The sequence below is a fragment of the Azospirillum mesophilum genome (genome assembly GCF_053470405.2).
In genome coordinates this window covers 36202-62446 of sequence record NZ_JBPXMQ020000003.1, presented here as the reverse complement: position 1 = coordinate 62446, position 26245 = coordinate 36202, and the positions used below count along the sequence as shown (strand labels likewise).

The following is a 26245-nucleotide window of genomic DNA, read 5'->3' as shown; positions in this document are numbered from 1 at the left end:
CGCCGACCATGACCTTGCTCGCCCGCATCGCCGCCGCCGCCCTGCTCCTCGCCGCCGGACCGGCCTTCGCCGACGGCGGCATCGCCGTGTCCGACGCCTGGGCGCGGGCCGGGACTCCGGGCGCGCGCACCGGTGCCGCCTTCATGACCGTCACCAACGGCGGGACCGAGTCCGACCGAATCGTCGCGGCGCAGTCTCCGGTCGCCGAGAAGGCCGAGTTGCACACCCATATGATGGACAACGGCGTCATGAAGATGCGCGCCGTGGACGCCATCGAAGTGTCGCCGGGCGAGCCCGCCGTGCTGCGCCCCGGCGGTCTGCACGTCATGTTGATGGGACTGAAACAGCCTTTGACCCAGGGCGGCCATTTCCCGGTGACCCTGACCTTCGCCAAGGCTGGCGCCGTGACGGTGGACGTGGCTGTCCAGGGCGCCGCCGCCATGGGTCCGGCCGGCGCGGAGGCGGCTCCCATGAACCATGGCGGAATGGACCATGGCGCCATGCACCAGCAAATGCACCAACAAATGAATGGGCAAATGCACGGGACGGCGCCACAGCCGGGCCAGTAAGCAGCCAGAATGGCTTCATGCTTCGTTAAGCATGTTCCTCCAGGATGCGCGGATCGACCTAGGCCATTCGGCAGGAAGCCCTTGTCCGCGCCGTCCTCGAACAATCGCCCTCTCCCGCGCCGCCCCGTGGCGGTGGCGCTGAAGTATGAGCTGGGGACGCAGTCCCTTCCCCGGATCGTCGCCACCGGCAAGGGCCATGTGGCCGAACAGATCCTGGAGTTGGCCTTCGCCAACGGCGTGAAGGTGCGCGAGGACGCCGACCTTGTGCAGATCCTGTCAGCGGTGGACATCGACAGCGAAATCCCCATCGAGGCGATCGCCGCCGTGGCCGAGATCCTGGCCTACGTCTACCGCGCCAACGGCACGGTCCCGCCCAACCCCGCCGAGCCCACACCCGACCGGGAGGCCCCGTGACCGCCGCCCTTCACCGCGACATCGCCGCCGTGGCCGCCGCGCTGGACGAGGCGCGTACCCAGGCCGACGCCGGCGCGCCCATCGACCTCGCCGGCCTGGAGGCGCGAGTCGCGGAGCTGTGCGCCGCCGCCGTGGAGACCCGCGACGCGACCGCCGCCCCTGGCCTGGAGGCGCTGCTTCGCGCGCTCCACTCGTTGGCGGAGTCGCTGACGCGCCAGCGCGACTCCATGGCCGCCGCCGCCGAGGGCCGGCCCGACCCGCACACCGCGCGCCAGCGCGCCGCCGCCGTCTACGGCCGCGGCGCCGCCCTGCCCGCTTCCGACACGACGCCTGAAGAGCCGTCCTGACCATGGGCCTCGACCAATACATCCAGTTCGTCTTCGCCCTCGCCTTCGTGATCGTCCTGATCGTGCTGGTGGCCTGGGTGATGCGCCGCATCGGGTTCGCCGGAATGGTTTCCAACCCGTCGCGCCAGCGCCGGCTGGGCATCGTCGAGGTGCTGCCGCTGGACGGCAAGCGCCGGCTGGTTCTGGTGCGGCGCGACGACCAGGAGCATCTGCTGCTGCTGAGCGCCGTCGGCGACGTGGTGGTCGAATCCGGCGCGCGCGGCGGCTTCCGCGGCGCGCTTTCGCTGGTGGACGCGCCGTCCGGCCGTTCCACGGAGGACAAGCCATGAGCCTGGGCAAGCGCCTTGCGCTGGCGGGCCTGCTCGCGCTCGTCATCGGCATCATCGGGGGCATCGCCGGAGGGCTGACCGCCGGGCCGGCGATGGCGCAGAGCATGACCTTCGACCTGGGCGATGCCGGCGGATCGACCACCGGGCGCATCGTTCAGATGATCGCGCTGATCACGGTGCTGTCGCTGGCGCCGTCGATCCTGATCATGATGACCGCCTTCACGCGCATCGTCATCGTGCTGTCCTTCCTGCGCTCCGCGCTGGGCGTGCAGCAGGTGCCGCCGAACACGGTGATGATGTCGCTGGCGATGTTCCTGACCTTCTTCGTCATGGCCCCGGTGTTCGAGCGCTGCTACACCCAGGGCATCCAGCCGCTGATCAACCAGGACATCGACGAGATGGAGGCCTTCCGCCGGACGGCCGCCCCCCTGCGCGAGTTCATGCTGAAGCACACCGGCGAGAAGGACCTGCGCCTGTTCATGGACATGGCGCGGATCGAGAACGTCGCCGACGAGGCCCAGACCCCTCTGCATGTCCTGGTGCCGGCCTTCATGATCTCGGAGATCAAGCGGGCGTTCGAGATCGGGTTCCTGCTGTTCCTGCCCTTCCTGATCATCGACATGGTGGTGTCGTCGATCCTGATGTCGATGGGCATGATGATGCTGCCGCCGACCATGGTGGCGATTCCCTTCAAGATCATCTTCTTCGTGCTGGTGGACGGCTGGTACCTGATCGCCGGGTCGCTCGCCCGCAGCTTCGGCACGCTGTAGCCCCCGCGCACTTCGTCGCAGGCGAAACCGGGCCGGGACGCGGGGTGCGGGTTCGGCTAGTATTGCCGACTGGAAACGCGTATGACGGTCGAACAGGTCATGCGCCATCCAACCGGCGCTGCTTCCATTGTTCGAGGCTTCTTCGTTCCCCGAACGGACCCATAACGGACCTCAGCCACTCCCCGACATGTCAGAAACGACCCTGAAAGCCGCGGCGCCCGACAAGGGCAAGCTGGCCGCGCTCACGCTCGGCGCCCTAGGCGTCGTCTATGGCGACATCGGCACGAGCCCGCTGTACACGCTGCGCGAATGCTTTTCGCCGGAACACGGTCTGGCGCTCACGCCGGAGAACATCATGGGCATCATGTCCCTGGTGTTCTGGGCGCTGATCATCGTCGTGACCGTGAAATACGTGTTCTTCGTCATGCGGGCGGACAACAAGGGCGAAGGCGGTATCCTGGCGCTGCTGGCGCTGGCGACCAACAGCCGCCCCGACGCCAGCGGAAGACTGTCCGGCCTGATGGCGATGGGGCTGTTCGGCGCCTCGCTGTTCTACGGCGACGGCATGATCACCCCGGCCGTGTCCGTGCTGTCGGCGGTGGAGGGGCTGGAGGTCGCGCAGCCGACGCTGGAACCCGTCGTGGTGCCGGTGACCGTCTGCATCCTGATCGCCCTGTTCGCGATCCAGAGCCACGGCACCGACAAGGTCGGCAGGCTGTTCGGCCCGATCATGGTCGCGTGGTTCGCGACGCTCGGCGTGCTGGGCCTGATCGAGCTGGTGAAGGAGCCGCAGGTGCTCCTGGCGCTCGACCCGCGCAATGCCGTGGCCTTCTTCCAGACGAACGGCTGGATCGGCTTCCTGGTGCTGGGTGCCGTCGTGCTGGCCGTCACCGGCGGCGAGGCGCTGTACGCCGACATGGGCCATTTCGGCCGCCTGCCGATCAAGGTGGCCTGGCTGACGGTGGTGCTGCCGTCGCTGCTGCTGAACTATCTCGGCCAGTGCGCGCTGCTGCTGAGCGACCCGGAGGCGGTGCGCAGCCCCTTCTACCTGCTGGCGCCGGAGTGGGGTCTCTACCCCATGATCCTGCTGTCCACCTGCGCCACCGTCATCGCCAGCCAGGCGGTGATCTCCGGCGTCTTCTCGCTGACCCGGCAGGCGGTGCAGCTGGGCCTGTGCCCGCGCCTGGACATCCGCCACACCTCCAACGAGGAAGGCGGCCAGATCTACATCCCGCGCGCCAACTGGGGCCTGCTGATCGCGATCATCGGGCTGGTGGTGATCTTCCAGTCCTCAAGCCGGCTGGCCACCGCCTACGGCATCGCCGTGACCGGCGACATGTGCATCACCACCGTCCTCGCGCTGGTCGTCGCGCACCGCCGCTGGGGCTGGGGCGTGCCGGTCTGCCTCGCGCTGGGCGCGCTGTTCCTGAGCGTCGACCTGTCACTGTTCATGGCGAACGCGGTGAAGATCCCGCACGGCGGCTGGGTGCCGCTGGCCATCGCGGCAATGGCGCTGGGGCTGATGTCCACGTGGCGGCGCGGCCGCGCCGTGCTGGCCCACCGGCTGGCCGAGGAATCGCTGCCGCTGGACAGCTTCATCAAGCGCCACGCGAAGTCCAGCGAGATCCAGCGTGTGAAGGGCACGGCGGTCTTCATGACCTCCAGCGCCGACACGGTGCCGATCGCCCTGCTGCACAACCTGAAGCACAACCAGGTCATGCACGAGCGCATCGTCTTCCTGACCGTGCTGGTGGAAGACGTGCCGCGCGTGCCCGCCAAGGACCGCGTGGTGCTGGAAGGGCTGGCCGACGGCTTCTACCGCCTGACCGTGCGCTACGGCTTCTCGCAGGAGCCGAACATCCCCAAGGCCCTGCGCCTGTGCAAGGCCTTCGGCCTGGAGTTCGACGTCATGTCGACCTCCTTCTTCCTGGGCCGCGAGACGCTGATCCCGCGCATCAACCCACACATGGCGCAATGGCGCGAGAAGCTGTTCGTGGTGATGTCCCGCACGGCGGTCAGTGCCACCGACTTCTTCAAGATACCGCCCAACCGCGTCGTGGAACTGGGCACGCAAGTGCAGCTCTGAGGCAAGAAAAAAGCCCCTTTCCAATGGAAAGGGGCTTTTTTGTATTTAGCTTTCGTAGGTTGGGTTGAGCGCACGCGAAACCCAACATCGCGGGCATGGGCACCGGGTGTTGGGTTTCGCAGCGTTCAACCCAACCTACGACGTTCCTTGACTCAATTGATCGCGGCGCTTTGCTTACCGCGGTAGTTCTTCAGGAACTTCTGGAACACGTCCACCTCGGCGACGCGGGAGCGGACCGTGTTCACGTCGATCAGGCCGAGTGCCTGTTCGGGACGCGTCAGGACGCGGAACGCGTCGGCGTCCGGGCCGGCGGCCATGGCGACGCCGAAGTCCTTGCGCAGCAGGCTCAGCCCCGTGCCGTCGCCGGCCAGCGCCAGGGCCACGGCCCGGTTCAGGACGAGCTGCGAACTGCCGGGGTCGAGCGGCTGGTTGCCGGTCGGGGCCGGGCCGATGATCTTGTTGAGCGCGAAGGCCGCCGCTTCCCACTTCTGGGAGCGCCAAGCGATGTCCACGCGCAGCAGGTTGGCCGGCTTGCTGTCGTCCTGGGCAAGCAGCAGCAACGCCTCATCGCCGCGCCCCATCTCGGCCAGCGCCTTGGCCTGCATCAACCGGCGCTCGCCGGCGAGGTCGGGCGGGATGTTCGGGACGTTGGACAGTTCCAGCGCCTGGAGCGCCAGCTCCGGCTTGTTGTCGAGCAACCGCACCGACGCCAGCCGCGTGCCGACGCGCGCCTTGTCCTGCCCGTTCAGGCGGTATTCCACCTGATGCTGGAGCAGGTCGGCGGCGCGGTTCAGCAGGTCCACGGCGATCAGCCGCTCGGCAAGCTGGCGGATCACCTCGTCGCCGGCCTCACCCACCGGGGTCAGTTCGCGGAACTGATCGTAGAGCTGGAGCGCGTCGATGGTCGGCAGCTTCTGCGCGCCGTCCTTGTAGAGATCGGCGAAGATGCGCGACATGTCGCGGGTGATGGCCTCGGCGCGCGGAGTGTCGGCGACCAGGGCGGCGGTCTCCTTCATGGCGTTGAAGCCGTCGGCGTACATGCCGGCGGCGATCAGCACCTCCCCCATGCGCTGGCGGACCTTCATTTCCAAATCGTCGCCGCGCCATGTGAAGGTCAGCCCGGCGAGCTGTTCGGCGGCCGCCGGCGGCGACATGCGCCCTTCCGCCAGTTGCAGGTTCACCAGCGCCAGCCCGGCCTTGGCCCGGTAATAGCGGTCCAGGCTGTTGAAGGACTGAGTCAGCTGCTCCAGCGCGCGGTCGGAGTCGCCGTTCTGGGCGTGGTAGAGGCCGCGCAGATACTGCACGTCCGGCCGCTCCTCCGCGTCCGACCCGCCCCGCTCGACGATGCGGTCGAGAAGGCGCTTGGCGAAGGGCGCGTCCTTGGTCTCCAGCGCGGCCTCGGCGGCACGGACCGCCAGCTTGGTCAGGATCGGGTCGGGGTAGCTGTTCAGGATAGGGGCGGCGGCTTTGAAGCCCGCCTGCGCCGCCGGCCAGTCGTTGCGGTCGGCCGCGATGGCGGCGCGCCACAGCGCGGCCTCGCTGTTGTTGGCGAGGTTCGGGTGGCCGAGGTCCTCCGCCGCGCCCTCCAGATTGCCGGCCAGCACGCGCGAGGCGCCGCGCAGGGCGCGGAACTCCGGCCAGCCCTCCAGGTCGGGCTGATTCTGCAGGAGCACGTCCATCATGCCCAGCGCCTCCTGCCCGAAGCCATTGGCGAAGTAGAAGCGCGCGAGGTCAAGCTGCGCCTTCGGCCGCTCCGAATCCGGGGCATTGACGATGGCGAGCTGAAGCTCCTGCCGCGCGTCGGTGTAGTGGTCGAGGTCGCCCTTGCGCCAAGCCGGCAGGTCGAACAGACGGCGCCCGGTGGGCGACGGCTTCGGGTCGGAGGGCGGAGTCAGGGCCGGCGTGACGGACGCGCCGCCCGGCTGCGGCAGCGCCGCCGTCCTGGTCGGCGCCGGAGGCTGGGCCGGGGGCGCGCCGGGGCGGACGCCGGTGTCGGCCATGGTGGACAGGTGCAGGCCGCCGGCCGTCGTCACCTCCACCCCCTCCTTCACCGGGCGAACGGTGACGTTGTCGGCGACAGGCCGCACGACGACGCCCTGGTAGGAGGGCAGGATCTCGACGTCGGCGTAGCGGTGCTGGTCGGGGATCGCGTTGCCGGGGACCGGCAGCGGCACGATCTGCAAACGGTCGCCCACGTCAGGGTCGGAGATCGTCACCACCGAGGCCGCGTCCCCCGCCCGCACGACCAGCCGCGCGCCGAGCAGGAAGTCCGGCTCCGGGTCGATGCGCAGTTCAAAGGGTGGCGAGCCGGTCAGGCGCGTCGTCGGCGTGATGCGCCACGTCGTGCCCTGGCGTTCGATGTTGGGCCAGATCATCTGGCCGATCTTGGTGCGGAAGGCGCTGCCGCCGGTCGCCGGCACCGGCTCGATGCCGCCCAGCATCTCGGTGCCGGTCCCGATGGCCTTGCCGGCGCCGATGGGCAGCGGCTTGTCGAAGACGATGTAGAGATGCCCGGCGCGCGGGTAGACGGCGATGGAGGCCGGGCCGCCCGCGTCGAAGACCAGCGCCGGTCCCTGCGTTGTTGCGGCCGGCGTCGGGGCCGCAGGCGCCGGGGCCGGCTTGGCCGCTGCGGCGTTGGCGCCGGTGGCGGTCGCGGCGGAGTTGGCCGCGACGGCGCTCCCCTCCTTCGGCGGCGGCGTGACGGGCGTCGGCGCGGGCGAGGCCGCCGGCTGCGGGCGCACGGTGGTCGTGGTGGCGCCGGGCGGCGGGGTCGCGGCCTGCTCCTGCGCCGGGGCGGGGTCGGTGGCGGGAAGCCCCTTGCGCGTGCCGGGGTTCAGCACCTCCAGCACCACCTGCTTGCCGTTTTTGCTGTCCTTGATCTCCGCGTCCGGCGGGGCGGCGAAGGTCACGGCCAGCGCGCCGTTCGGCTGGCGGTACTGCTCCACATTCTGGATGTTGCGCAGCTTCGCCTTGGCGACCGGCGCGAGGTCGGCGGCGCCGTTGCGGTTGAACAGCACCGTGACGGAGGAGCCGTCGCGCTGGACCGTGTAGTCCACCGCCGTCGGCCAAGTGAAGCTCATGCGGCTGTGCGACGCGTTGTCGTCCGCGCGCACCGCCACCTTGCCGGCGGACGGCAGGACGCCCTTGGCGTCGGCGCCCCCCGAGGATTCCGGCGCCGCCGGCTGGGAGGAGCCACGCAGCTGCGCCTGAAGCTCCGCCTGGGACGGCGCGGCGGCTTCGGCTTTTGGAGATTCGGGCCTGGAGGACTCGGCCTTGGCTGATTGGGGGGCCGCGGCGGAGGGCGTCAGGTCCAGGGCGACGGCGTTGCCGTTGCGGAAGCTCTTCAGCGCGACGGGACGCTTCAGGTCGAAGGTGACGGTCTTGCCATCGCCGCCGATGCGCACTCCGGACAGATAGTCGGGAAGCGCCGCCACGGCACGGTCCAGCGCCGCGTTGATCGGCTGGTCGAAGCTGATGACCAGGGCTTCGCCCTCGACCTTCGCGCTGTAGTCGACCTGCTGCGGCCAGTCGAAGACCACGCGCCCATAACCCTTGTGGGCGGCGGCACGCACGGGCACGTCGGCGGCCCGGGCTTCCGAAACGACGGCGGGCATGGCGGCAAGCAGCGCCGTGGCGGCCACGAAGCCGCACAGCCACCGCCGGTATGCCGGACCACCGCCCATCCGCCTCATTCCCCCGCCTTCACCCCGTCCGCCCTCGGCCCTTCGGTCCTGACCCCTTCGGCCTCGTCGCGCACGACGATGTCCACCCGCGCGCCGCCGGCGCTGACCGGCTCCGACATCATGCTGCGCGCCACGAGGTCGCGCTTGTACCCCGTTTCGCGCAGCGCCGCAGCTATCGCAACGGCGCGGGTCAGCGCCCGTTCCCAGGCCAGACCGTTGCCCTGGTCTTCCCGCTCCGCGTGGCCGACCACCTCGATCCGGTTGCCGATGCGTCCGACCGCAGCCCCCAGCAGGTACAGCACGCGCCGCCCCTGGTCGGTGAAGGTACCGCCGCTCGCGTCGAACATCACGACACCCGGAAGGCCAATGACCACCCGGTCATCCTCGCGCTGAACGTCCACCGACGCCAGATCTTCGTTCGCCGCCGTCTGCGTCCGCAGCAGCGCGCCGAGATAGTCCAGGTTCATCGCCGACAGCGATTCCACCGTGGCGGCGTTGAAGGCCGCCTTCGGCTCGGGCGCGGCGACGGACGGGGTCGTGGCGGTGGAGCGGGCCGACGCCGTCTGCGCCTGCGACAGCGCCTGCGACAGACCGGTCCAGCGCTGCGCCTCCGGCTCGCTCATCGAATACATCAGCACGAAGAAGGCGAGCAGCAGCGACATCAGGTCCGTGACGCTGATCAGCCAGATGGTGCGGCCGTGCCCGCCGCTGAGGTCCTCGGCCTTGGGGAGCTTCGGCATCCGGATCATCGGCGCCCTCCCCCAACCGGTCCACCCCCGGCCGGACCGGTGTAGTCGTCCGACGCGCGCAGGCTGAACAGGAATCGGACGGAGCCGGGGTCGCCGCGCTCGATGCCCACCGTCACCGCGTTGGCCGGGGCGCCGTCGGCGACCAGCAGGCGGGCCAGCGCGCCGGCGCGCGCCACCGGGCCGGGCGCCTGGCTGGACGTGCTGGTGATGCCGATCGCCAGCAGGGCGTCCAGTTCGATCCGCTCGCCGGGGCGCGTGTCCAACAGGCTCGCCGCGATGCGGTCGATCAGCCCCTGACGGTCGGGACGAAGCTCGGCGGTGCCGGGGATGAACAGCTCGTCGGCGGGAAGCCGCACCTCAAGCTGGCGGCCAGGCGTGACGCTTTCCACCTTCGCCACGGCGACGGCGGTCGCGAACAGCTTGCCCACGCCCTCCACCCACTGCACGGAAAAGACGGTGCCAGCGCGCGAGGCCACGGGGTCGGTGCGCTCGCGCAGGCGCGGGTCGATGAAGAAGGCGGGAAAGCTGCGCTCCAGCGAGCCCATCACCGCGCGCACGCGGTGAGTGGCCTGAACGGACTGAGCGTTCAGGACGATGAAGAACACAAGAAGCAGCAAGAACAGCGACAGCAGAAGGACGATGCTGCCGTTGTTCGGGTCCGTCCGGCCGCCCGTCGGGGCGAATCTTCCGTGGCCGGGCGCCGCCATGACCTAGTCGAAGCTCGCCAGCAGGCGATCGATCTCGTCCTGGTCCATGGCGCTGCTGGTCATCTGCGGGCCGTGCAGCAGCGCCGCCTCCGGGTCGTCGGCGGGGCGGCTGGTGGCGAAGTTGACCGTCTCGTGCTCGCCGGGCGCATGAGCGGCGGCGGCCGGGCGCGTGTGGTTCTGCCGCACCTCGTCGCCGAAGGCCGCGACGATCATGTCCACCTTCGATTCGATGTGCTTCAGCGTGCGCACCACCTTGGAAATGCGCTGGCCGGTGATGTCCTGGAAGTTGCAGGCCTCGAAGATTTTGGTGACCTGATCGGTCAGCTTCGCGGCGTTCTCCGGATCGACCTGCCCGGCAATGCCGGTGATGGCGTCACAGGCGTCGAAGATGGCGAAGGTCGCCTGCTCCGTCGCGCCCACCACGGCGTCCAGTTCGTCCGTCGCGTTGGGGATGTGCTGGTCGCGGATCTCCTCCGGCTGGAGCGCGGCCAGTTCGCCCTTCGCGTTCTCGATGAAGCGCGCGAGGTCCACCACCTCCTTGTAGAGGCGCAGGTCGGTGGCGGAAATGTCGCCGTCCATGGTGGCGAGGATCGTGCGGACGATGTCCGTCACCTCCTCGCGCGACAGCGGTTGCGCGGCTTCCGCGTGGGCAGCGTCGAGCTGCTGGCGCAGGAGCTTCTGTTCGGCGAGCGAGGAGGATACGGGCGGGGCCATGTGCGATCCGATGTCTTGTCCGGCTGCGTTCTCGTCCGGCTAGGTTCTTGTCCGGCCTGCGTGCGTTGGGTCCGTCGGCACGGTCCACGCACGGCCGGCCGACGCTGGGGTAGCCCAGGGTCGCGCCCTTGCACGGCAGCCGCCGACTCGGAGCTTTGTTAGCCCCTTTTAACCTAGTTTCGGACGGTTAACACGCGGTTAAGCGGCAGGAAACGGCTTGCTTTCCCCCTCTCCCCTTCCCGCCGGACGCGGGTCAGGAGGCGCATGACGATTGCGCTTACTTCGGCGACGAGGGCAGCCCGCGGCGTTCGACCAGGGCGGAGGTGACCTCCTTCGCCTTCACCGGGTCCATGGCGGCCAGGATGGGCGCGGTCTTGGTTTCCTTCATGCGCTCGATCACGCCGAGGAGGACGGACATGTCCAGTTCCTCGAAGATGCGCGCGGCCTCCTTGGGCTTCATCGTCTCGTAGATCTTCACGAGGCTTTCGAGCTGGGCAGCCTGCTTCTCGTCGCCCTGCCGCATCAGCTTCTGGATGTCGGAGCGGACCTTGTCCAGTTCCTGCACCTTCTGGTCGATGCGCTTCTCGGCGGCGGACAGCAGGGCCTCGCGCTGCTCCACCTCCTTGGTGCGGCGCTCGATCTCGGCGCGGCGGTCGGCAAAGTGCTGGAGCAGTTCCTCGTTCTTCACCGGCCCCAGCGCGGGGTTGTCCGGCGGCGGGGACGCGGCGGGAGCCGGCCCGTTGCTGGAGCCGCCCGGCGACGGGGCCTGCGCGACGGGGGATTGTGGCGGGCTGGTCTTCGGCGTGCTCGCCGCGACCTGAGTGGGCGTCGCGGTCGTGGTCCCCTGCCCTTGGGCCATCGTGGCCGGGAAGTCGGGGAAGCGTGCGTCGCGGGTGGCGACCCGCCACACGTCGCCAACGCGCACGCCGAGCATCAGCACCGCGACGAAGATCGTCACCGGCAGCACGCGGAAGCGCAGCCCCTGCATCCGTTCGCGCAGGCGTTCGGACAGCGGACGGCGCGGCACCGCGGGCTTGCGCGCCTTGCCTTTCGCCTTCGCCTTGGACTTGGCCTTCACGGACGGCTTTGCGGCAGCCTGTTGGGCGGCCACCTGAGCCGCTGCCGCCTGGGCCGGGTTGGCCGCGACGGAGGGGCTGGTGCGGACGCCGGTGGGCATAGCGCCGGCCGGACGGATCACGACCTTGGGTTCCTCTTTCGCAGCGGCGGAGGCGCCCCTCGCGGTGGGTGCGTCGCTCATCCGACCCCCTTGCCAGCGTTCTCGATGGCCTGAAGCAGTTCACGTTCGGCGCGGGACAGGCTTTCGCCCTCACGCAGGATGGAGTCGCGCGCGTCCGACGAGGCCGCCGTACGCCGCGCGGGTGGCTCGGCGCTGCGCAGCGAGTCGGCGCGCAGAGGATCCGCGCGCAACGCATCGGCCCGCAACGCATCGGCCCGCAGGAGGGGCGGCGCGTCGTCCTCGTCCTCGATCAGCGGGCGCGAGGCCACCGGCGGGCGGGCGCCAAGCCCGGACCGCGCGGCGGGGCGCGGCGGCGGGGCCGCCGGCTTCGGCCGGTCGCCACCGACCGTACCCAGGCGGTTGGCCATCGCGTCCGCAGCCTCGATCATGAATTCTAGCTCGTCGCGCAGGGTCTGCGCCTTGTTGACGGTGCGCTGGAGATCCTCGCCGGTGTCGTTGGCGGTCTTCTTCAGGCTGCGCACGCCAGTTTCGGCGCGCGCCATCGCCTCGTTGAGACCCTTGATGAGGTCCGCCATCTCACCGCGGCTCTCGCGCAGCTTGATGATCTCGCGGTTGAGGATGATTGCGTAGGCGATGGTCGTCGCCAGCAGGCCGACCAGAACCAGATCGAGGACGAGCGAGAGGGTCGCGCTCATAGCCGCATGACCTCCTGCTTGGGCAGTTCCCGCTCGATCCGCACGGCGATGTGGCCGCCCTTGCGGCCCATGCGGCCCTGGAACATGGAGACGTCGCCGCAGCGCAGCTCGATGGAGCCGTCGGGTGTGGCGTTCAGCAGGATGCGCGTGCCGACGCGCCAGTTGAGCACGTCGTGCAATGTCATCGTAACCTCGTCCAGCACCGCCGAGATGTCCACGTCGGTGACCAGCAGTTCCGACGCGAGGTGGGTTTCCCAGATCGAGTCGCGGCCGAACTTTTCACCCATGAACATCTGGAGCAGCAGCTCGCGGACGGGTTCCAGGGTGGCGTAGGGGATCATCAGCTCCAGCCGGCCGCCGCGATCCTCCATGTCGATGCGCAGCTTGACCAGCACCGCCGCGTTCGCTGGGCGCGCGATGGTCGCGAAGCGCGGGTTCGTCTCCAGCCGGTCGAAGCGGAAGGTGACCGGCGACAGCGGGTCGAAGGCGGCGGACAGGTCCGACAGCACCACATGGACCATGCGCTCAACGAGGTTGCGCTCGATGGTCGTGTAGGGTCGACCCTCGATGCGCATCGCCGCCGTGCCGCGCCGCCCGCCGAGCAGCACGTCCACGATGGAGTAGATCAGCGCGGAGTCCACCACCATCAGGCCGTAGTTGTCCCACTCCTCCGCCTTGAAGACGGAGAGCATGGCCGGCAGCGGGATGGAGTTCAGGTAGTCGCCGAAGCGCACCGACGAGATCTGGTCGAGGCTGACCTCCACGTTGTCGGACGTGAAGTTGCGAAGCGACGTGGACATCATGCGGACGAGGCGGTCGAAGACCACCTCCAGCATGGGGAGGCGTTCGTAGTTGACCAGCGCCGAATTGACCAGCGCCATGATGCCGGAGTTGTCGCCGTCCCCGGCCCCGCCCTGGTCGAAACCGAGCAGGCTGTCGATCTCGTCCTGGTTCAGGACGCGGGTGGAGCCGCCCCCGCCCATGTCGCCCATGTCGCCGACGTCGCCGCTGTCCTCCGCGAGCGCGGCCCATTCGGCGGCGAGCCGTTCCTCTTCGCTGAGTTCGTCGGTGTTGCTCATGCGTCGCCCTCGCCGCCCCGCCTACTGGACCAGCATTTCCTTGAACAGCACGTCCTTCACCTTCGTGGGTTGGGCGGCCGCGGTGATGCGCATCAGCAGTTCCTGACGCAGGCGGTACATGCCGGCCGACCCCTTCAGGTCCTCCAGCCGCAGTTCGCGCAGGTAGACCTGGAAGTTGTCGATGATGCGCGGCAGCACATGCTCGATGGCCGGCACATCCTCCCCCTTCGCGAGCTGGATGGAGATCTTGATCTTCAGGAAGGCCGGGCGCTTGCCGCTGCTGTTCAGGTTCACCAGCATGTCGGGCAGGTCGTAGAACACCGGGGCCGCGTGCGGGTCGGGCTGCGCCGGTTCCGCCGGGTGTTCGGTGTGCTCTTCCGCCTTCTTGCCGAGCAGCGAGTCCAGAAGGCCGCTGAAATACACGCCCGCCCCCGCGCCGACCAGCAGCACGAGCGGGAGAATGACGAACAGGACCAGTTTCTTGCCGCTGAACTTCTTGCGCGGCAGGCCGTCGGTCGAAAGTTCGCCGGCGTCGTCTTCAGCGTGCGCGGTCATGGAATCCTAAGCGCGAGCGGTCGCGGGCATGTTCGCGGGCATGGCTTTGCCTACACTCGACACCCTATCTTTCGGATAGTTAACAAAGCCTTTCGACGCCCCGGCGGGGCCTGTGACCGAACGGCAACCTACGCGCTCCAGCCGCGTCCGGCACGGAAATTGAGTGGGGCTCCGGTGGAGAACTCTGTCCCGAGGGAGGCCCCGCACCCGCAAGCCTGTTCCGACGCCCGTTCCGATTCCCCAAAGCCCGCATCACGCCCGGAATCCGCCCCTGCCCGCGGACGCCGCGCGCCTGCGCCCGCCCTTCGGCGGAGTGCGTTGCCCCGCACCCAGTCGGCGTGCCGGGAACGGGACCGCTTTGCCCGGTTGGACCGGCAGAGCTTTCCGACCCGGCGGCAGTTCTTGCCCGGCAGGCGATTCCGCAACGGCGCCCCATCCATGGTCCACGCCCGGAATCCGTCCGGAGTCCGGCGGGAGTCCGCCTTCCCGGAATTTGGCACAGGCCGTGCAATGCTGTCGGTGCCGGTCGGGAAGGCCCGCCGGCCCGAGATGGAAGAGGTCGCCGATGGAAACCCCGACTTACGTTTCGCTGTCGCGTCAGATGACCCTGCGTCGCCAGTTGGACGTCATTTCGAACAACATCGCGAACATGAACACCACGGGCTTCAAACAGCAGCGCATGCTGTTCACGGAGTTCCTGGAGCGTCCTGGCATGCACGAGCAGGTCAGCTTCGTGCAGGACCGCGCGGTGGTGCGCGACCTCTCGGTCGGCGGCATGACGCAGACCGGCAACCCGCTGGATCTGGCGCTGACCGGCCACGGCTACTTCATGGTCGATACGGCGAACGGCCCCCGCTACACGCGGGCCGGAAACTTCCAGCTGAACGACCAGCGTCAGTTGGTGGACGCCGGCGGCCTGCCGGTCCTGTCCGACGCCCGCCAGCCCATCACCATCCCGGACGGGGCTCGCGACATCAAGGTGACCGGCGACGGCACCATCGCCACCGAGCTTGGCCCGGTCGCCAAGCTGAACATCGTGACCTTCAAGAACGAGCAGCTGATGATCGAGGTCGGCGCCGGCCTCTACGTCACCGACGAGGAGGCGCAGCCGGCCCCCGCCGACACGAAAGTGGCACAGGGAATGCTTGAGGGATCGAACGTGAAGCCGGTGGTGGAGATGACGGCGATGATCGACATCCAGCGCCAGTATCAGAACAACCAGAAGATGATCGACAACGAGCACGAGCGCATCCGCAACGCCATCCAGAAGCTGGGCCGCACGGCCTGACCACTTGACCTAAGGAGTACGGACCATGCGCAGCCTCGCCATCGGCGCCACCGGGATGATCGCCCAGCAGCTCAACGTCGAAACGATCTCGAACAACATCGCCAACTCGACGACCACGGGCTTCAAGAAGCAGCGCGCCGAGTTCCAGGACCTGCTGTACCAGAACTTCCGCCGCATCGGCTCCACCTCGTCGGACGCCGGCACCATCGTGCCGACCGGCGTGCAGGTGGGTGCGGGCGTGCGCGTCGCCGCGGTCGCCCGCGTGCTGGAGCAGGGCAACCTGACCGTCACCGACAACAAGCTCGACCTCGCGGTCAACGGCTCCGGCTACTTCCAGGTGACGCTGCCGAGCGGCGACACCGCCTACACCCGCGCCGGCAACTTCAAGCTGTCGCCGGAGGGCATCATCGTCACCGCCGACGGCTACCCGCTGCAGCCGAACATCACCGTGCCGGCCGAGGCCGTGGATGTCGCCATCAACCCGTCGGGCGAGGTTCTGGTGAAGCTCGACGGGCAGGTGCAGCCGCAGAACGCCGGCCAGATTCAGCTCGCCACCTTCGCCAACGCCGCCGGCCTGGAAGCCATCGGCGACAACCTGTTCCTGCAAACCCCGTCGTCGGGCCAGTCGGTGACCGGCAACCCCGGCGCCCCCGGCTTCGGCCGCGTGACGCAAGGCGCGCTGGAGACGTCCAACGTCAACATCGTGCAGGAGATCACCACCCTGATCTCCGCCCAGCGCGCCTACGAGATGAACTCCAAGATCATCAAGACCACCGACGAGATGATGCAGCAGGCCACCCAGATGCGCTGATGGCGCGTTCTAGCCCGCCTGCCTGACCGAAGGACCCGCCGCCATGTCCCGCCTCGCATCCCTCTTCCTCGGCACCGCGCTCGCCGTCTTCATCGGCGCCCCGGGTGCGCTGGCCCAGCCGTCGGTGGCCCAGCCATCGGAAGGCCCGGCCGCCTCGGTCGCACCGGCCGCCGTCGTCACCTATGGCGCGACGCATGTCGAGGCGGCGCTGTCGGAGGCGCTGGCCCGCCACATCTCCGTGGGCCGCCTGCAGATGGAGCTGGACAACCGGCAGGTCGAGCTGCGCGCGCCGCAGGGCGCCGGCAGCCTGACGGTGGAAAACCTCTACTACAATCCGGTCCAGGGCCGCTTCGCCGCCGAACTCGTGGTGGCCGACACCCGCCCGACCGTGCGCCTGCCGGTGGCCGGCCGCGCCTACGGCGTCGTGCAGGTCCCCGTAGTGACCCGCCGCATCGCCCCCGGCGACGTGATCTCCGCCGCCGACGTTGACTGGCAGGACGTGCGCGCCGACCAGACCGGCAGCGACATCGCCGCCACCGACGCTCAGCTGATCGGCATGACGCCCAAGCGCGGCGTCCCGGTGAACCAGCCGGTCCGGCTGCGCGACCTCCAGTCGCCGCGCCTGATCGACAAGGGCGCCCTGGTCACCATCACGCTGTCCACGGAGAACCTGTCGCTGTCGGTCCAGGGCAAGGCCCTTCAGGACGGCGGCCGGGGCGACGTGATCCGCGTCGTCAACACCCAATCCAACCGCATCGTCGAAGCGACGGTCGCCGGCCCCAACATGGTCGCCGTGGCAAAGCCCGGCGTGATCGCGAAGTAAGGAGAAAGCTCCCATGTCCGCCAGCCAGCCCATCGCCCGCACGGCTTTCCGCTTCGCCCTGCTCGCCGCCGTCGCCGCCGGCCTGCCCGCCTGCAACGCCATGTCCCGCGTGGCCGACATCGGCTCCGCGCCCGAGCTGACCAAGATCCAGGACCCGCACGCGCAGCCCGGCTACCAGCCGGTCAGCCTGCCGATGCCGACCCCGCTGCCGACCGAGCGCAACCCCAACTCGCTGTGGCGCAACGGATCCAAGGCCTTCTTCAAGGACCAGCGCGCCGCCAAGGTGGGCGACCTGCTGACCGTGGACATCCAGATCAACGACCAGGCTCAGATGAACAACGAGAGCAAGCGGTCGCGCGACAATTCCGACAAGGCGGGCATGCCGAGCCTCCTCGGCTTCCAGACCAAGGCGCTGAAGCGGGTCCTGCCCGACGACGTCAGCGCCGACAGCCTGGTCGACCTGTCCAGCACCACCTCGAACGACGGCAAGGGCGCGATCAACCGCAAGGAACAGATCACCCTGAAGGTCGCCGCCCTGGTCACCCAGACCCTGCCCAACGGCAACATGGTCATCCAGGGCCGCCAGGAGGTCCGCGTGAACTACGAGGTGCGCGATCTCGTCATCACCGGCGTGATCCGGCCCGAAGACATCACCGCCCAGAACACCATCAGCTACGAAAAGGTCGCCGAGGCCCGCATCTCCTACGGTGGCCGCGGCCAGATCACCGACGTGCAGCAGCCCCGCTACGGCCAGCAACTGTTCGACATCATCATGCCCTTCTGATCGCCCACCCCACCTCTGTAGGCAAAAAGGGCCGGCAGCTTCTGCCGGCCCTTCGGCATGCCTTGCCGGGAGAAGCCTAGCGCTTGCCATTTAACGCGCAGCGTTATATCTTCAACCCGTGATCAAGAGCTTCCGCGACAAAGACACCGAACAGCTTTTCAGCCATGGATCGGTGAAGCGATTTGCCGGTATGGCAAAAGTGGCGACGCGCAAGCTCGACATGCTCGATGCGGCCACGGCGCTCGACGACTTGCGTTCTCCGCCAGGGAATCGGCTGGAAGCGCTCAAGGGCAACCGCGCCGGACAACACAGCATTCGGATCAACGACCAGTGGCGCATCTGTTTCGTTTGGCAAGACGGCGCCGCCTGCGATGTTGAGATCGTCGACTACCATTGAACCATAGGAGGCGACATGCGGATCAAGACTCATCCCGGCGAAGTGCTGCGCGAGGAATTCATGGAACCGCTCGACCTGTCCGCCAACGCGTTGGCCCTGGCTTTGCGGGTGCCGGTGACCCGCATCACTGAAATCCTTCACGAGCGGCGCTCGATCACGGCCGACACGGCCTTGCGCCTGGCCCGCTATTTTGGGACGACTCCTGAGTTCTGGCTGAACCTTCAGTCGGCGCATGACCTGTCGACCGTCGCGGTTCAGCGTGGCGCGGAAATCGAACGGGATGTCCACCCTCGGGCCGCCTGAGCCACCCTCCAACACCTCCAACGCCAAAAGCCCCCCGCCGTTGCCGGTGGAGGGCCTTATGGAAAGCGTTGTTCTTCGACTCGCGCGTCCTCGCGGATGCGTGCGTCAGCCGTCCGGGCGGTCAGTCGTCGCGCTGGGTGCGCTCCATGCGCTCGTGGCGCTCCTGGGCTTCCAGGCTCAGCGTCGCGATGGGGCGGGCGTCCAGGCGGCGGACGGAGATGGGTTCGCCCGTCTCTTCGCAATAGCCGTAGGAGCCGTCCTGGAGCCGTTCCAGCGCCGCGTCGATCTTTGAGATCAGCTTGCGCTCACGGTCACGGGTACGGAGTTCCAACGCCCGGTCGGTCTCCGCCGACGCGCGGTCGGCGATGTCCGGTTCCTGAATGCCGCCTTCCTGGAGGCTGTTCAGCGTTTCGTTGGATTCCGCCAACAGCTCTGCGCGCCAGCGCAGCAGCTTCTGGCGGAAATACTCCCGCATCACGGGGTTCATGAACTCCTCGTCGTCCGACGGAGAGTAGTTCTTAGGCAGGAGCGGCGACGTCATCCGAGAGCATCCAACGCAAAAGGGTGATCCGGGCGGCGCGGAGTATAGGTAGCGAAATCGCCATCCGCAACCCTGCGGTTCGCCCATCGGAGCGCGAACAAGCCCTTGGAGAAGCGGAATTTTGCTGCGCCGGCCGGAGGGCCATGGCCGTCCCTGACGAACGGCCGATGCCGAAGGGCAGAGCCCTGGGTCGGACGCGGCCGGTCAGGGGGTGTATTTCGCGAGTTCGACCTGGGCGCGCAGATCGATCTGGTCGAGAATTTCGGCCAGATGGGGGTCGTCCACATGGACTCGGCGGGACTGCACGACCTTGGCGAGATCCATCAGCTTCTGGACCGGCATGGTGCCGGCCAGCAGGCCGTGCTGGATCTCCTCCAGCTTGTCGAGCATGTCCTGCGCGCGCATCTTGCCGCGCGAGGCGCGGGCCGTCGCGTCGTCGACCTCCTGCAACGCCAGCACGCTGGCGATGCCGGCCAGCGGCGCGGCCGCGTGCACGCCCGCCGCAGGATTCGTCTCGCTGACGAGCTGCTTGGCGAACGATGCGCCGGACGAGCCCTCGGCCTTTCCGGTACGCCGGACCGAGGAGCTGCCGCGAAGTTTTCCGGGGCCTTCGACTTTCATGTTCCGTGCAACCGGTTTCGGTAATGCTCGTACTCTAGATGGATGTACCTTAACATCTGGTCAAGGCTTGCCGCAATCGGGCAAAAATTGCCCTGTTTGCGTGACATAAAGTGGCTGAAAGCGGTGCGTTTTTCCGGCCTTTTCCATACCGGCCGCACGAATCTCGCCGCCTCCCCTTGCCGAGTCCCGGCAGCCACGCACTGGCACGGCATTTGTATGAGCAGGAACGTCCGTTGAGGAGTGTTCCCGCCATGCCGACCAAAGCCGCCGCCCTGCTGCTCCGTGCCGCCGTCGTCCTGCTGTCCGCCCTGATCCTGGCGCTGCCGCTACCGGCCGCCGCCTCGTCGGCGCGCATCAAGGACGTGGTGGACGTTGAAGGCGTGCGCGACAACATGCTGATCGGCTACGGCCTCGTGGTCGGCCTGAACGGCACCGGCGACAGCCTCAACAACTCCCCCTTCACCGAGCAGAGCCTCGTCGGCATGCTGGAGCGGATGGGCGTCAACACCCGCGGCACCAACCTGCGCACCAAGAACGTGGCGGCGGTGATGGTGACGGCGACGCTGCCGCCCTACTCCGCCCAGGGCACGCGAATCGATGTGACGGTCTCGGCCATGGGCGACAGCAAGAGCCTGCTGGGCGGCACGCTGCTGGTCACGCCGCTGCTGGGCGCGGACGGCGAGGTCTACGCCGTGGCGCAGGGGCCGATCGCCGTGTCGGGCTTCTCCGCCCAGGGCCAGGGCGCCAGCGTGACGCGCGGCGTCCCGACCTCCGGCCGCATCTCGTCCGGCGCCATCGTGGAGCGCGAGATCCAGTTCTCGCTGGCCGAACTGCCGGTGCTGCGCCTGAGCCTCCGCAACCCCGACTTCACCACGGCCCAGCGCGTGGCGACGGCCATTAACATCCAGCTTCGGGGCAACCGGGCGCAGGCCACCGACCCGTCGTCGGTCCTGCTGAACGTGCCGGAATCGCGGCGCGGCGACATCGTCGGCCTGATCACCGAGATCGAGCAGCTGCGCATCACCCCCGATCAGGTCGCCCGCGTGGTGGTGGACGAGAAGTCCGGCGTGATCGTGATGGGCGAGAACGTGCGCATCTCCACCGTCGCCATCGCCCAGGGCAACCTGACCATCCGCGTCACCGAGACGCCGCAGGTCAGCCAGCCCGGCCCCTTCAGCCAGGGCCAGACCGCCGTCGTACCGCGCACCGACATCCAGGTGGACGAACAGTCCAACAACCGCCTTGCCGTCATGAATTCCGGCGTGACGCTGCAGGAGTTGGTACAGTCCTTGAATGCGCTGGGGGTGGGCCCGCGCGACATGATCTCGATCCTGCAATCGATCAAGGCCGCCGGTGCCCTGCAAGCGGAAATCGAGGTGATCTGATGGACACGGCCCTCCCCCTTTCCAACCTCGCCAGCCCGCGCATCCCGCCGCTGGCAGAGCGCGCCCAGCAGAAGCAGGGGCTGGGCCTCGACCAGGGCTGGTCCGCCCGGACCGCCGTCCGCTCCGACATCGACGACAGCAAGGTCGATCCCGCCAAGCGCGCCCAGATCCGCAAGGCCGCCGACGACTTCGAGAACGTGTTCGTGTCCCAGATGCTGGGCCACATGTTCTCGGGCATCGAGGTGGACGAGACCTTCGGCGGCGGCCACGGCGAGGAGATGTTCCGCTCGATGCTCACCGATCAATACGCCCATCAGGTCAACCGCCGTGGCGGCTTCGGGATCGCCGATCAGGTGTACCGCGAGCTTCTGCGCGCTCAGGAGGGCAGCCATGGATAAGGTCGACGTCCGTTTCCCGCAGCCGGGCAAAAAGGCCCAGCCTGCCCTGCCGAAGAACGCCGAGGAGCGCGCCACCGCCCTCGTCGAGCTGATGGGCCGCCTCGCCGCCCATTTGCAGCGGGAAACCGCAGCCGTGCGGCGCCGCTGCTCCACGGCGGAACTGGCGCGGCTGGCCAAGGAGAAGCAGCCCATGACGCTGGTCTACGAGGAGGTGTCGCGCCTCCTGCGGGTGGACCGCGAGGGCATGGCCAACCTCCCCGACGAGACGAAGGCCAGGCTGCGCGAGGCAACCCGCGCGCTGTACGAGGCCTCGGCCGACAACGCCGACACCCTGCGCCGCAACGGCGAGGCCCAGAAGATCCTGGTGGACACGGTGGTCGACGCGATCAACCACGCGCGGCAGACCACACCGGTGGCCTATCCGGCCAGCCGCACCTACGTCGCGCCGAAGCGCGGGCCGGCGACCGCGGCCACGCTGAACAAGCAGCTTTGACCGTCCCAACCCGCTGACCGGAAGGGCCGCCGTTCGGGCGGCCCTTTTTCTTTTGCGCGCGGCAAGAAGCACCCCGCCACCCGGCGGATTTTGCCGCCCCCCGGCGGGAACTGCCGGGCTGGACGCTTTCCAGCGGATTTTCCCTGCCGGGTCAGGGCCTTTGGCGCGGGCCGGAGTTGGCCCGGCAGTTGCTTGGAACGGACAGCGCACCGCTGGCTTGGGGAAACCGTTCCATGGACATCCAATCGAACATCGCGTCGTCCTCCGCGTTCGACGGCCTGGGCCAGAACAAGGCGACCGGCCAGAGCGGCGCCCCCCGCACCGACATGTTCTCGTCCCTGATGGACCGGCTCCTCAGCGAGAGCGCTGCCCGCCGGCGCGAGCAGGAGCAGGAAGCCGCCGGGGCGGCGGAGCGCAAAGCCCCAGTGCGCGCCGAACCGCCGAAGCCGCGCCACGCGCCCCAGGCCGCCGCGCCGAAGCCCCAGGCGCCCCGCAAGGATGAGCCCCCGCGCGCCGAGAACCAGACCGCCGCCAAGGCCGACGCCACGGACAGCCAAGCCTCGCGCACCGCTGAAACGGCCGAGCGGAAGGACGCCGAAAAGGCCGAACACGCCGACCGCAAGGACCAGAACGCCGAGACCAAGGACGCCGGAGCCAAGGAAGCTGGGGCGGCCAGGGATGCCAAGGCGGCCCAGACCAAAGGGGCGTCGAGAAAGGAATCCGAGGCCAAAGGCGCCAAGGACGCCAAGGCCAAGGAAACCAAGGCAACGGACGACGCGGCGGCGGCGGACACCGACGATGCGTCGGCCGACGGCCAGGATGGCGCCATCGACGCGGCGGCCACAGACGGCCAGACGGACGCCACGGCCAGCGCCACCACGGACGAGGAGCCGGCGGAGGACTCCGACGATGGCGACATCGTGGAAATCGACGTCGATGTCACCATCACCGAAACCGTGATCGAGGTGGTCGGCCCCGATGCCACCCGCAAGCTGACCGATGTGCAAGCCACGCTGTCGCTGGGCGTCTCCGCGGGCTCCGACACCACGGACCAGACCGACACCACGACCGGTGACCCTACGGCCGAAGACGGCGTGGCCCCTGTGGATGCCGCCCAACCCGGCAAGGCCACCGATCCGGCCGCGCAACTTGCCGTTCAGCTCGCGGCAGCCCAGAACGGCGCCCAGACTGCCGCTACCCAGGCGGCGGGCAAGGACGGCGTGCAAGCCATGCCGGGACAGCCGCCAACCGCTGACTCCGCCGATCCGGCCGCGCGCAAGGGCGCTGAACACGCCGGGAAGCCGGGCGGCCTCAAGGCTGGCGACGCGAAGCCGGGCGAACGGGTCGCCGACGGCCTTCCCTCCGGCGAGGGCATCAAGCCCGAAGACCTCAAGGCCGCCATGAACAAGGCCGCCGAAGCCAAGACCGCGGAAGCCAAGCCGGCTGAGGGCGGTGATGGCTCCGCCAAGGGCGCCGATCTTCCCACGGACGACGACGTTGCCCTGCCCCAGAACCTCGCCGACCTCGCCGCCGCGAAGGCGAAGGGCGTGGAGAAGGCCGGGCATAAGGGCGATGCCGACGCCGGGACCAAGGGCGACGGCCAAAATCCCGCCAACACCCCGATGCCGACGCCGCAGCCCCAGGCGCCGCAGACTCAGGCAGCCGACTCGGTGAAGAGTGCGGCCGAGAACGCTTTCCTGGCCGCCACGTCCGGTGCCGCCAAGACCGCCGCCACCGAGGCGACCGACGCCGCGAAACCGGCCGAGTCCGTCAGCGCCAGCAACCCGATCTCCACCCACCCGGCGCTGGCCGCGATGGAAGCCCCGCACGCCGCCAACGGGGTGGACGCCCCGCCGGCCCTGGCGCATCTGCGCCCGTCGCGCGGCTCGGCCGGCCTGCCGATGGGCGTTCAGGAACAGGTGGCTGTCCACGTCCAAAAGAACGTCTCGGACGGCAACGACCAGTTCACCATCAACCTGCGCCCGGTCGAGATGGGCCAGATCGACATTCGGCTGGAGATCGGCCCGGATGGTCAGGTCAACGCCCATGTCGCCGTGGAAAAGGCCCAGACGTTGGAACTTCTCCAGCGCGACAGCCGCAATCTGGAACGCGCCTTGCAAGACGCTGGACTGAAGGCGGACAGCAACAGCCTCAACTTCAGCCTGCGCGGCGAGGGCGGCAACCCGTTCCAGGACGAGGGACGGCAGGGCGGCTCCGGGCGGCGCGGCCGCGGCCTGGCCGGCGGCGGTGGCGAGGTCGAGGACGCGCAGGCCGCCTACACCATGACGCTGGCCCCCGGCCGCGTCGACATCCAAGCCTGATCAGCCCAGCTCCAGCCGAAGGACGACCACCATGACCACCACCTCCACCGACTACGGCAGCAGCTGGAACCTGACCAACAACAGCGCGTCCAAAAACAGCGCGTCCAAGAGCGGCACGTCGAACACGACCAAGTCGTCCGACAGCTCCGGCACGTCCGGCACGAAAAAGACGGCTGACGAGCAGAAGCTCGACACCGCGGCCAAGGGGCTTGGCGACAATTTCCAAAGCTTCCTGAAGCTGCTGACGACACAGATGCAGAACCAGGACCCGACCAAGCCGATGGACACGAACGACATGACCCGGCAGCTGGTCGACTTCGCGAACGTCGAGCAGAACATCGGCACCAACAGCCGCCTGGACAAGCTGCTGAAGCTCCAGGGTGCGTCCACGGCCTCGACCAACCTCGCCTACCTTGGCCGCACGGTCGCCTTCAAGGGCGACAGCTTCGACTACGCCCAGGGCATGACCGAGGCCCCGCTGGGTTACGAGCTGGAGAAGTCGGCGAAGTCGGTGCGCGTGGACATCCTGGACAGCAAGGGCCGGACGGTCCGCTCCATGAAGGGCGAGACGGAGGCCGGCACCCGGCACGTCGTCAATTGGGACTTCAAGGACGACAACGGAAACGCCGTGCAGCCCGGCACCTACAAGCTCAACATCGCGCCGGTGTCCGACAAGAAGGACGACACCATCAAGGCGACGACCTACACTTTCGGCACGGTCCACGGCGTCGGTTCCGACAAGTCCGGCGAGACGGTCGTCAGCGTCGGCACCCAGGATGTCCTGCTGTCCGACATCGACAAGGTCTACTGATTTCCCCGCTCCCCTCCTGCCCATGTCTGGGATGGATCGGGCGGGAGGGAAATTGCCGTGACATCGCGCGAATCCCCCTCCCGGAAGCTTTAGACCTGAAACATTAACCCTATCGTTTAGGCTTTTGTTAAGTCGGGAGAGGTACGGTACCACCAAATCGTGGAATACACTGCTGATGGTGGAGCGTCCGCGCATGTCATCTCGCGAGCTTGAATTAAGCGACGATGGCTCCAGTGGAGCGTCGGTCATCGGTCCAGCAGGGCGACCGATGACGGAAAACGATCTGCCCCCGCCCGACACCAAGCGCTGGGTCATGCGGCGCAAGGCGGAGGTTGTTGCCGGTGTGCGCTCGGGGCTGATCAGCCTTGAGGAGGCATGCCGTCGCTACACCCTGTCGGTGGAGGAGTTCCTGTCCTGGCAACGGCTGATCGACAGCCACGGCATGCGCGGCCTGCGGGCCACGCGGCTGCAGGACTATCGCGGCAACCAGCCGGCGCCCGTGCGCTCGCGTATGGCCAGCACCGCCGCGGAATAGCCGCTTTTCCAATCCCCGCCTCGCCGCCCCGCCGATGAGACCGTCCGCCGCAGGCCCGCCCTGCGGCGTCGATGTTTTATGGCCTAACATGGTGTTTCGGCTGCGTTTCTAATCGCTCCTCGACGAATCGGACGGCGTACAGGCGGCCTCGATCAGCGTGTCCGCTGTCGTGGCAACGGTAGCTCCCCGGTCGTCGGACTCCAGCGTCTGGCCGCCGACATAGGCCCCTTCCATCAAAAGCTGAAGCTGCCCGGCCAGCCGATCGGGATCGACCGCACCGGCCGCCGCCGCGAGGTCGCGCAGCCGCTCGCGCACCTTGCGCTTGTGCGCGAGGGACAGGGCGCGGCCGGGGTGGTCGGGCTCCCGGAACTCCACGGCGGCGTTGATGAAGGGGCAGCCGCGGAACTTCGGATGCACGATCCAGTGTCCGAGCGAAACGAACAGGCCCTTCAGCTGCGCCTTGGGATCATCGGGCGTGCGCGCGGTCACGCGATCCCACCAGGACCAGAACGTCCGCTCGATCTCCTCCAGATACGCGCATACCAGATCATCCTTGGACGCAAAGTTCCGGTACAGACTCATCTTCGCCACGCCGGAGCGGGCGATGATCGTGTCCACCCCGACCGCGCGTATGCCCTCGCGATAGAACAAATCAGCCGCCGTTTCCAGAATCCGGTCCCGCGCCGGCTTGTGCCCCTCACCCGCCATATCCGCGCCCACCCCCGCAACAACCGCCCATTTTGGCTGGTTGACAATGAGACAGACCTGTCTCTACCATCTTCACAGATGAGACAGACCTGTCTCTAACATAGTCGCATTCAAACATAGTCGCACTCGGG

29 protein-coding genes are annotated in these 26245 nt (G+C 68.4%); 18 read left to right on the top strand and 11 right to left on the bottom strand.

What is annotated here, in order from left to right:
• Positions 1 to 8 precede the first annotated feature (8 nt).
• The 6 genes from ACSVC7_RS04465 to ACSVC7_RS04440 all read left to right on the top strand — a co-directional run bounded on the left by ACSVC7_RS04465 (position 9) and on the right by ACSVC7_RS04440 (position 4515).
• Entirely contained in the window at positions 9 to 569 is a 561-nt protein-coding gene (locus tag ACSVC7_RS04465) for a copper chaperone PCu(A)C (protein ID WP_448203220.1), read from the top strand.
• An 81-nt stretch (positions 570 to 650) separates the two neighbouring features.
• Positions 651 to 983 (top strand): EscU/YscU/HrcU family type III secretion system export apparatus switch protein, encoded by a 333-nt coding sequence (locus tag ACSVC7_RS04460; RefSeq protein WP_448203219.1) that lies wholly within the window; start codon positions 651 to 653, stop codon positions 981 to 983.
• Positions 980 to 1330, top strand: coding sequence for a hypothetical protein (locus ACSVC7_RS04455; protein WP_448203218.1), 351 nt, complete (start codon positions 980 to 982; stop codon positions 1328 to 1330). Before ACSVC7_RS04460 ends, ACSVC7_RS04455 begins: the two co-directional genes overlap by 4 nt.
• Before the next feature lie 2 nt (positions 1331 to 1332).
• A complete protein-coding gene (locus tag ACSVC7_RS04450; protein ID WP_448203217.1) occupies positions 1333 to 1659 on the top strand; it encodes a FliO/MopB family protein in 327 nt (108 codons plus the stop codon).
• The gene (fliP, locus tag ACSVC7_RS04445; RefSeq protein WP_448203216.1) at positions 1656 to 2429 is read left to right on the top strand and encodes a flagellar type III secretion system pore protein FliP; all 774 of its coding nucleotides are present in this window, start codon (positions 1656 to 1658) and stop codon (positions 2427 to 2429) included. Before ACSVC7_RS04450 ends, fliP begins: the two co-directional genes overlap by 4 nt.
• A gap of 187 nt (positions 2430 to 2616) precedes the next feature.
• The gene (locus ACSVC7_RS04440; protein ID WP_448203215.1) at positions 2617 to 4515 is read left to right on the top strand and encodes a potassium transporter Kup; all 1899 of its coding nucleotides are present in this window, start codon (positions 2617 to 2619) and stop codon (positions 4513 to 4515) included.
• A 152-nt stretch (positions 4516 to 4667) separates the two neighbouring features.
• Here ACSVC7_RS04440 and ACSVC7_RS04435 read toward each other — a convergent pair whose 3' ends face one another.
• The 8 genes from ACSVC7_RS04435 to ACSVC7_RS04400 all read right to left on the bottom strand — a co-directional run bounded on the left by ACSVC7_RS04435 (position 4668) and on the right by ACSVC7_RS04400 (position 13895).
• Positions 4668 to 8198, bottom strand: a complete 3531-nt coding sequence (locus ACSVC7_RS04435; protein WP_448203214.1) for a tetratricopeptide repeat protein — start codon at positions 8196 to 8198, stop codon at positions 4668 to 4670.
• Positions 8199 to 8203: 5 nt separating this feature from the next.
• The gene (locus ACSVC7_RS04430; RefSeq protein WP_448203213.1) at positions 8204 to 8947 is read right to left on the bottom strand and encodes an OmpA/MotB family protein; all 744 of its coding nucleotides are present in this window, start codon (positions 8945 to 8947) and stop codon (positions 8204 to 8206) included.
• Positions 8944 to 9654 carry a hypothetical protein gene (locus ACSVC7_RS04425; protein ID WP_448203212.1) on the bottom strand — a complete coding sequence of 237 codons (711 nt, stop codon included), beginning with the start codon at positions 9652 to 9654 and terminating at the stop codon, positions 8944 to 8946. Before ACSVC7_RS04425 ends, ACSVC7_RS04430 begins: the two co-directional genes overlap by 4 nt.
• Positions 9655 to 9657: 3 nt before the next feature.
• Positions 9658 to 10368, bottom strand: coding sequence for a protein phosphatase CheZ (locus tag ACSVC7_RS04420; protein ID WP_448203211.1), 711 nt, complete (start codon positions 10366 to 10368; stop codon positions 9658 to 9660).
• 277 nt (positions 10369 to 10645) lie between these two features.
• The gene (locus tag ACSVC7_RS04415; RefSeq protein ID WP_483508012.1) at positions 10646 to 11626 is read right to left on the bottom strand and encodes a MotE family protein; all 981 of its coding nucleotides are present in this window, start codon (positions 11624 to 11626) and stop codon (positions 10646 to 10648) included.
• Positions 11623 to 12261 carry a DUF6468 domain-containing protein gene (locus tag ACSVC7_RS04410; protein WP_448203209.1) on the bottom strand — a complete coding sequence of 213 codons (639 nt, stop codon included), beginning with the start codon at positions 12259 to 12261 and terminating at the stop codon, positions 11623 to 11625. Before ACSVC7_RS04410 ends, ACSVC7_RS04415 begins: the two co-directional genes overlap by 4 nt.
• Positions 12258 to 13340 carry a flagellar motor switch protein FliM gene (fliM, locus tag ACSVC7_RS04405; RefSeq protein WP_448203208.1) on the bottom strand — a complete coding sequence of 361 codons (1083 nt, stop codon included), beginning with the start codon at positions 13338 to 13340 and terminating at the stop codon, positions 12258 to 12260. Before fliM ends, ACSVC7_RS04410 begins: the two co-directional genes overlap by 4 nt.
• A gap of 21 nt (positions 13341 to 13361) precedes the next feature.
• Positions 13362 to 13895 (bottom strand): flagellar basal body-associated FliL family protein, encoded by a 534-nt coding sequence (locus tag ACSVC7_RS04400; protein ID WP_448203207.1) that lies wholly within the window; start codon positions 13893 to 13895, stop codon positions 13362 to 13364.
• Positions 13896 to 14460: 565 nt separating this feature from the next.
• Here ACSVC7_RS04400 and flgF point away from each other — a divergent pair.
• From flgF to ACSVC7_RS04370, 6 genes are all read left to right on the top strand, one after another.
• The gene (gene flgF, locus ACSVC7_RS04395) at positions 14461 to 15183 is read left to right on the top strand and encodes a flagellar basal-body rod protein FlgF (protein ID WP_448203206.1); all 723 of its coding nucleotides are present in this window, start codon (positions 14461 to 14463) and stop codon (positions 15181 to 15183) included.
• A gap of 25 nt (positions 15184 to 15208) precedes the next feature.
• Positions 15209 to 15994: a flagellar basal-body rod protein FlgG gene (gene flgG / locus ACSVC7_RS04390; RefSeq protein WP_448203205.1), complete on the top strand. Its 786-nt coding sequence runs from the start codon at positions 15209 to 15211 to the stop codon at positions 15992 to 15994.
• Between the two features lie 43 nt (positions 15995 to 16037).
• Positions 16038 to 16817, top strand: coding sequence for a flagellar basal body P-ring formation chaperone FlgA (gene flgA / locus ACSVC7_RS04385; RefSeq protein ID WP_448203204.1), 780 nt, complete (start codon positions 16038 to 16040; stop codon positions 16815 to 16817).
• A gap of 13 nt (positions 16818 to 16830) precedes the next feature.
• Positions 16831 to 17601, top strand: coding sequence for a flagellar basal body L-ring protein FlgH (gene flgH, locus ACSVC7_RS04380; RefSeq protein WP_448203203.1), 771 nt, complete (start codon positions 16831 to 16833; stop codon positions 17599 to 17601).
• 118 nt (positions 17602 to 17719) lie between these two features.
• Positions 17720 to 17998, top strand: coding sequence for a type II toxin-antitoxin system RelE/ParE family toxin (locus tag ACSVC7_RS04375; RefSeq protein ID WP_448203202.1), 279 nt, complete (start codon positions 17720 to 17722; stop codon positions 17996 to 17998).
• Positions 17999 to 18013: 15 nt separating this feature from the next.
• Positions 18014 to 18301 carry a HigA family addiction module antitoxin gene (locus ACSVC7_RS04370; protein WP_448203201.1) on the top strand — a complete coding sequence of 96 codons (288 nt, stop codon included), beginning with the start codon at positions 18014 to 18016 and terminating at the stop codon, positions 18299 to 18301.
• Positions 18302 to 18422: 121 nt separating this feature from the next.
• Here the strand turns inward: ACSVC7_RS04370 and dksA are convergent, their stop codons facing one another.
• A complete protein-coding gene (dksA, locus tag ACSVC7_RS04365; RefSeq protein WP_448203200.1) occupies positions 18423 to 18842 on the bottom strand; it encodes an RNA polymerase-binding protein DksA in 420 nt (139 codons plus the stop codon).
• A 204-nt stretch (positions 18843 to 19046) separates the two neighbouring features.
• A complete protein-coding gene (locus ACSVC7_RS04360) occupies positions 19047 to 19463 on the bottom strand; it encodes a flagellar assembly protein FliX (RefSeq protein ID WP_448203199.1) in 417 nt (138 codons plus the stop codon).
• A 251-nt stretch (positions 19464 to 19714) separates the two neighbouring features.
• On the opposite strand from ACSVC7_RS04360, the gene ACSVC7_RS04355 reads away from it, so the two are divergent.
• The 6 genes from ACSVC7_RS04355 to sciP all read left to right on the top strand — a co-directional run bounded on the left by ACSVC7_RS04355 (position 19715) and on the right by sciP (position 25406).
• Positions 19715 to 20848 (top strand): flagellar basal body P-ring protein FlgI, encoded by a 1134-nt coding sequence (locus ACSVC7_RS04355; protein ID WP_448203198.1) that lies wholly within the window; start codon positions 19715 to 19717, stop codon positions 20846 to 20848.
• Positions 20848 to 21246 (top strand): rod-binding protein, encoded by a 399-nt coding sequence (locus ACSVC7_RS04350; protein ID WP_448203197.1) that lies wholly within the window; start codon positions 20848 to 20850, stop codon positions 21244 to 21246. Before ACSVC7_RS04355 ends, ACSVC7_RS04350 begins: the two co-directional genes overlap by 1 nt.
• Complete coding sequence (locus tag ACSVC7_RS04345) at positions 21239 to 21739, top strand: flagellar basal-body protein (protein WP_448203196.1); 501 nt, start codon at positions 21239 to 21241, stop codon at positions 21737 to 21739. The genes ACSVC7_RS04350 and ACSVC7_RS04345 overlap by 8 nt, the downstream gene beginning before the upstream one ends.
• Positions 21740 to 21972: 233 nt before the next feature.
• A complete protein-coding gene (locus tag ACSVC7_RS04340) occupies positions 21973 to 24060 on the top strand; it encodes a flagellar hook-length control protein FliK (RefSeq protein ID WP_448203195.1) in 2088 nt (695 codons plus the stop codon).
• A 31-nt stretch (positions 24061 to 24091) separates the two neighbouring features.
• Positions 24092 to 24871 (top strand): flagellar hook assembly protein FlgD, encoded by a 780-nt coding sequence (locus tag ACSVC7_RS04335; protein WP_448203194.1) that lies wholly within the window; start codon positions 24092 to 24094, stop codon positions 24869 to 24871.
• A gap of 193 nt (positions 24872 to 25064) precedes the next feature.
• Entirely contained in the window at positions 25065 to 25406 is a 342-nt protein-coding gene (sciP, locus tag ACSVC7_RS04330) for a CtrA inhibitor SciP (RefSeq protein ID WP_448203511.1), read from the top strand.
• A gap of 108 nt (positions 25407 to 25514) precedes the next feature.
• Here the strand turns inward: sciP and ACSVC7_RS04325 are convergent, their stop codons facing one another.
• The gene (locus ACSVC7_RS04325) at positions 25515 to 26114 is read right to left on the bottom strand and encodes a TetR/AcrR family transcriptional regulator (protein WP_448203193.1); all 600 of its coding nucleotides are present in this window, start codon (positions 26112 to 26114) and stop codon (positions 25515 to 25517) included.
• Between the last annotated feature and the right edge of the window lie 131 nt (positions 26115 to 26245).

Coding starts and splice junctions, on each gene's coding strand:
- ACSVC7_RS04325 (WP_448203193.1), bottom strand. CDS start 26,114: ATGGCGGGTGAGGGGCACAAGCCGGCGCGGGACCGGATTCTGGAAACG.
- ACSVC7_RS04435 (WP_448203214.1), bottom strand. CDS start 8,198: ATGGGCGGTGGTCCGGCATACCGGCGGTGGCTGTGCGGCTTCGTGGCC.
- ACSVC7_RS04370 (WP_448203201.1), top strand. CDS start 18,014: ATGCGGATCAAGACTCATCCCGGCGAAGTGCTGCGCGAGGAATTCATG.
- ACSVC7_RS04400 (WP_448203207.1), bottom strand. CDS start 13,895: ATGACCGCGCACGCTGAAGACGACGCCGGCGAACTTTCGACCGACGGC.
- flgH (WP_448203203.1), top strand. CDS start 16,831: ATGTCCGCCAGCCAGCCCATCGCCCGCACGGCTTTCCGCTTCGCCCTG.
- flgA (WP_448203204.1), top strand. CDS start 16,038: ATGTCCCGCCTCGCATCCCTCTTCCTCGGCACCGCGCTCGCCGTCTTC.
- fliM (WP_448203208.1), bottom strand. CDS start 13,340: ATGAGCAACACCGACGAACTCAGCGAAGAGGAACGGCTCGCCGCCGAA.
- dksA (WP_448203200.1), bottom strand. CDS start 18,842: ATGACGTCGCCGCTCCTGCCTAAGAACTACTCTCCGTCGGACGACGAG.
- ACSVC7_RS04355 (WP_448203198.1), top strand. CDS start 19,715: ATGCCGACCAAAGCCGCCGCCCTGCTGCTCCGTGCCGCCGTCGTCCTG.
- fliP (WP_448203216.1), top strand. CDS start 1,656: ATGAGCCTGGGCAAGCGCCTTGCGCTGGCGGGCCTGCTCGCGCTCGTC.
- ACSVC7_RS04425 (WP_448203212.1), bottom strand. CDS start 9,654: ATGGCGGCGCCCGGCCACGGAAGATTCGCCCCGACGGGCGGCCGGACG.
- ACSVC7_RS04340 (WP_448203195.1), top strand. CDS start 21,973: ATGGACATCCAATCGAACATCGCGTCGTCCTCCGCGTTCGACGGCCTG.
- flgF (WP_448203206.1), top strand. CDS start 14,461: ATGGAAACCCCGACTTACGTTTCGCTGTCGCGTCAGATGACCCTGCGT.
- ACSVC7_RS04430 (WP_448203213.1), bottom strand. CDS start 8,947: ATGATCCGGATGCCGAAGCTCCCCAAGGCCGAGGACCTCAGCGGCGGG.
- flgG (WP_448203205.1), top strand. CDS start 15,209: ATGCGCAGCCTCGCCATCGGCGCCACCGGGATGATCGCCCAGCAGCTC.
- sciP (WP_448203511.1), top strand. CDS start 25,065: ATGTCATCTCGCGAGCTTGAATTAAGCGACGATGGCTCCAGTGGAGCG.
- ACSVC7_RS04450 (WP_448203217.1), top strand. CDS start 1,333: ATGGGCCTCGACCAATACATCCAGTTCGTCTTCGCCCTCGCCTTCGTG.
- ACSVC7_RS04410 (WP_448203209.1), bottom strand. CDS start 12,261: ATGAGCGCGACCCTCTCGCTCGTCCTCGATCTGGTTCTGGTCGGCCTG.
- ACSVC7_RS04415 (WP_483508012.1), bottom strand. CDS start 11,626: ATGAGCGACGCACCCACCGCGAGGGGCGCCTCCGCCGCTGCGAAAGAG.
- ACSVC7_RS04345 (WP_448203196.1), top strand. CDS start 21,239: ATGGATAAGGTCGACGTCCGTTTCCCGCAGCCGGGCAAAAAGGCCCAG.
- ACSVC7_RS04465 (WP_448203220.1), top strand. CDS start 9: ATGACCTTGCTCGCCCGCATCGCCGCCGCCGCCCTGCTCCTCGCCGCC.
- ACSVC7_RS04420 (WP_448203211.1), bottom strand. CDS start 10,368: ATGGCCCCGCCCGTATCCTCCTCGCTCGCCGAACAGAAGCTCCTGCGC.
- ACSVC7_RS04360 (WP_448203199.1), bottom strand. CDS start 19,463: ATGAAAGTCGAAGGCCCCGGAAAACTTCGCGGCAGCTCCTCGGTCCGG.
- ACSVC7_RS04335 (WP_448203194.1), top strand. CDS start 24,092: ATGACCACCACCTCCACCGACTACGGCAGCAGCTGGAACCTGACCAAC.
- ACSVC7_RS04440 (WP_448203215.1), top strand. CDS start 2,617: ATGTCAGAAACGACCCTGAAAGCCGCGGCGCCCGACAAGGGCAAGCTG.
- ACSVC7_RS04350 (WP_448203197.1), top strand. CDS start 20,848: ATGGACACGGCCCTCCCCCTTTCCAACCTCGCCAGCCCGCGCATCCCG.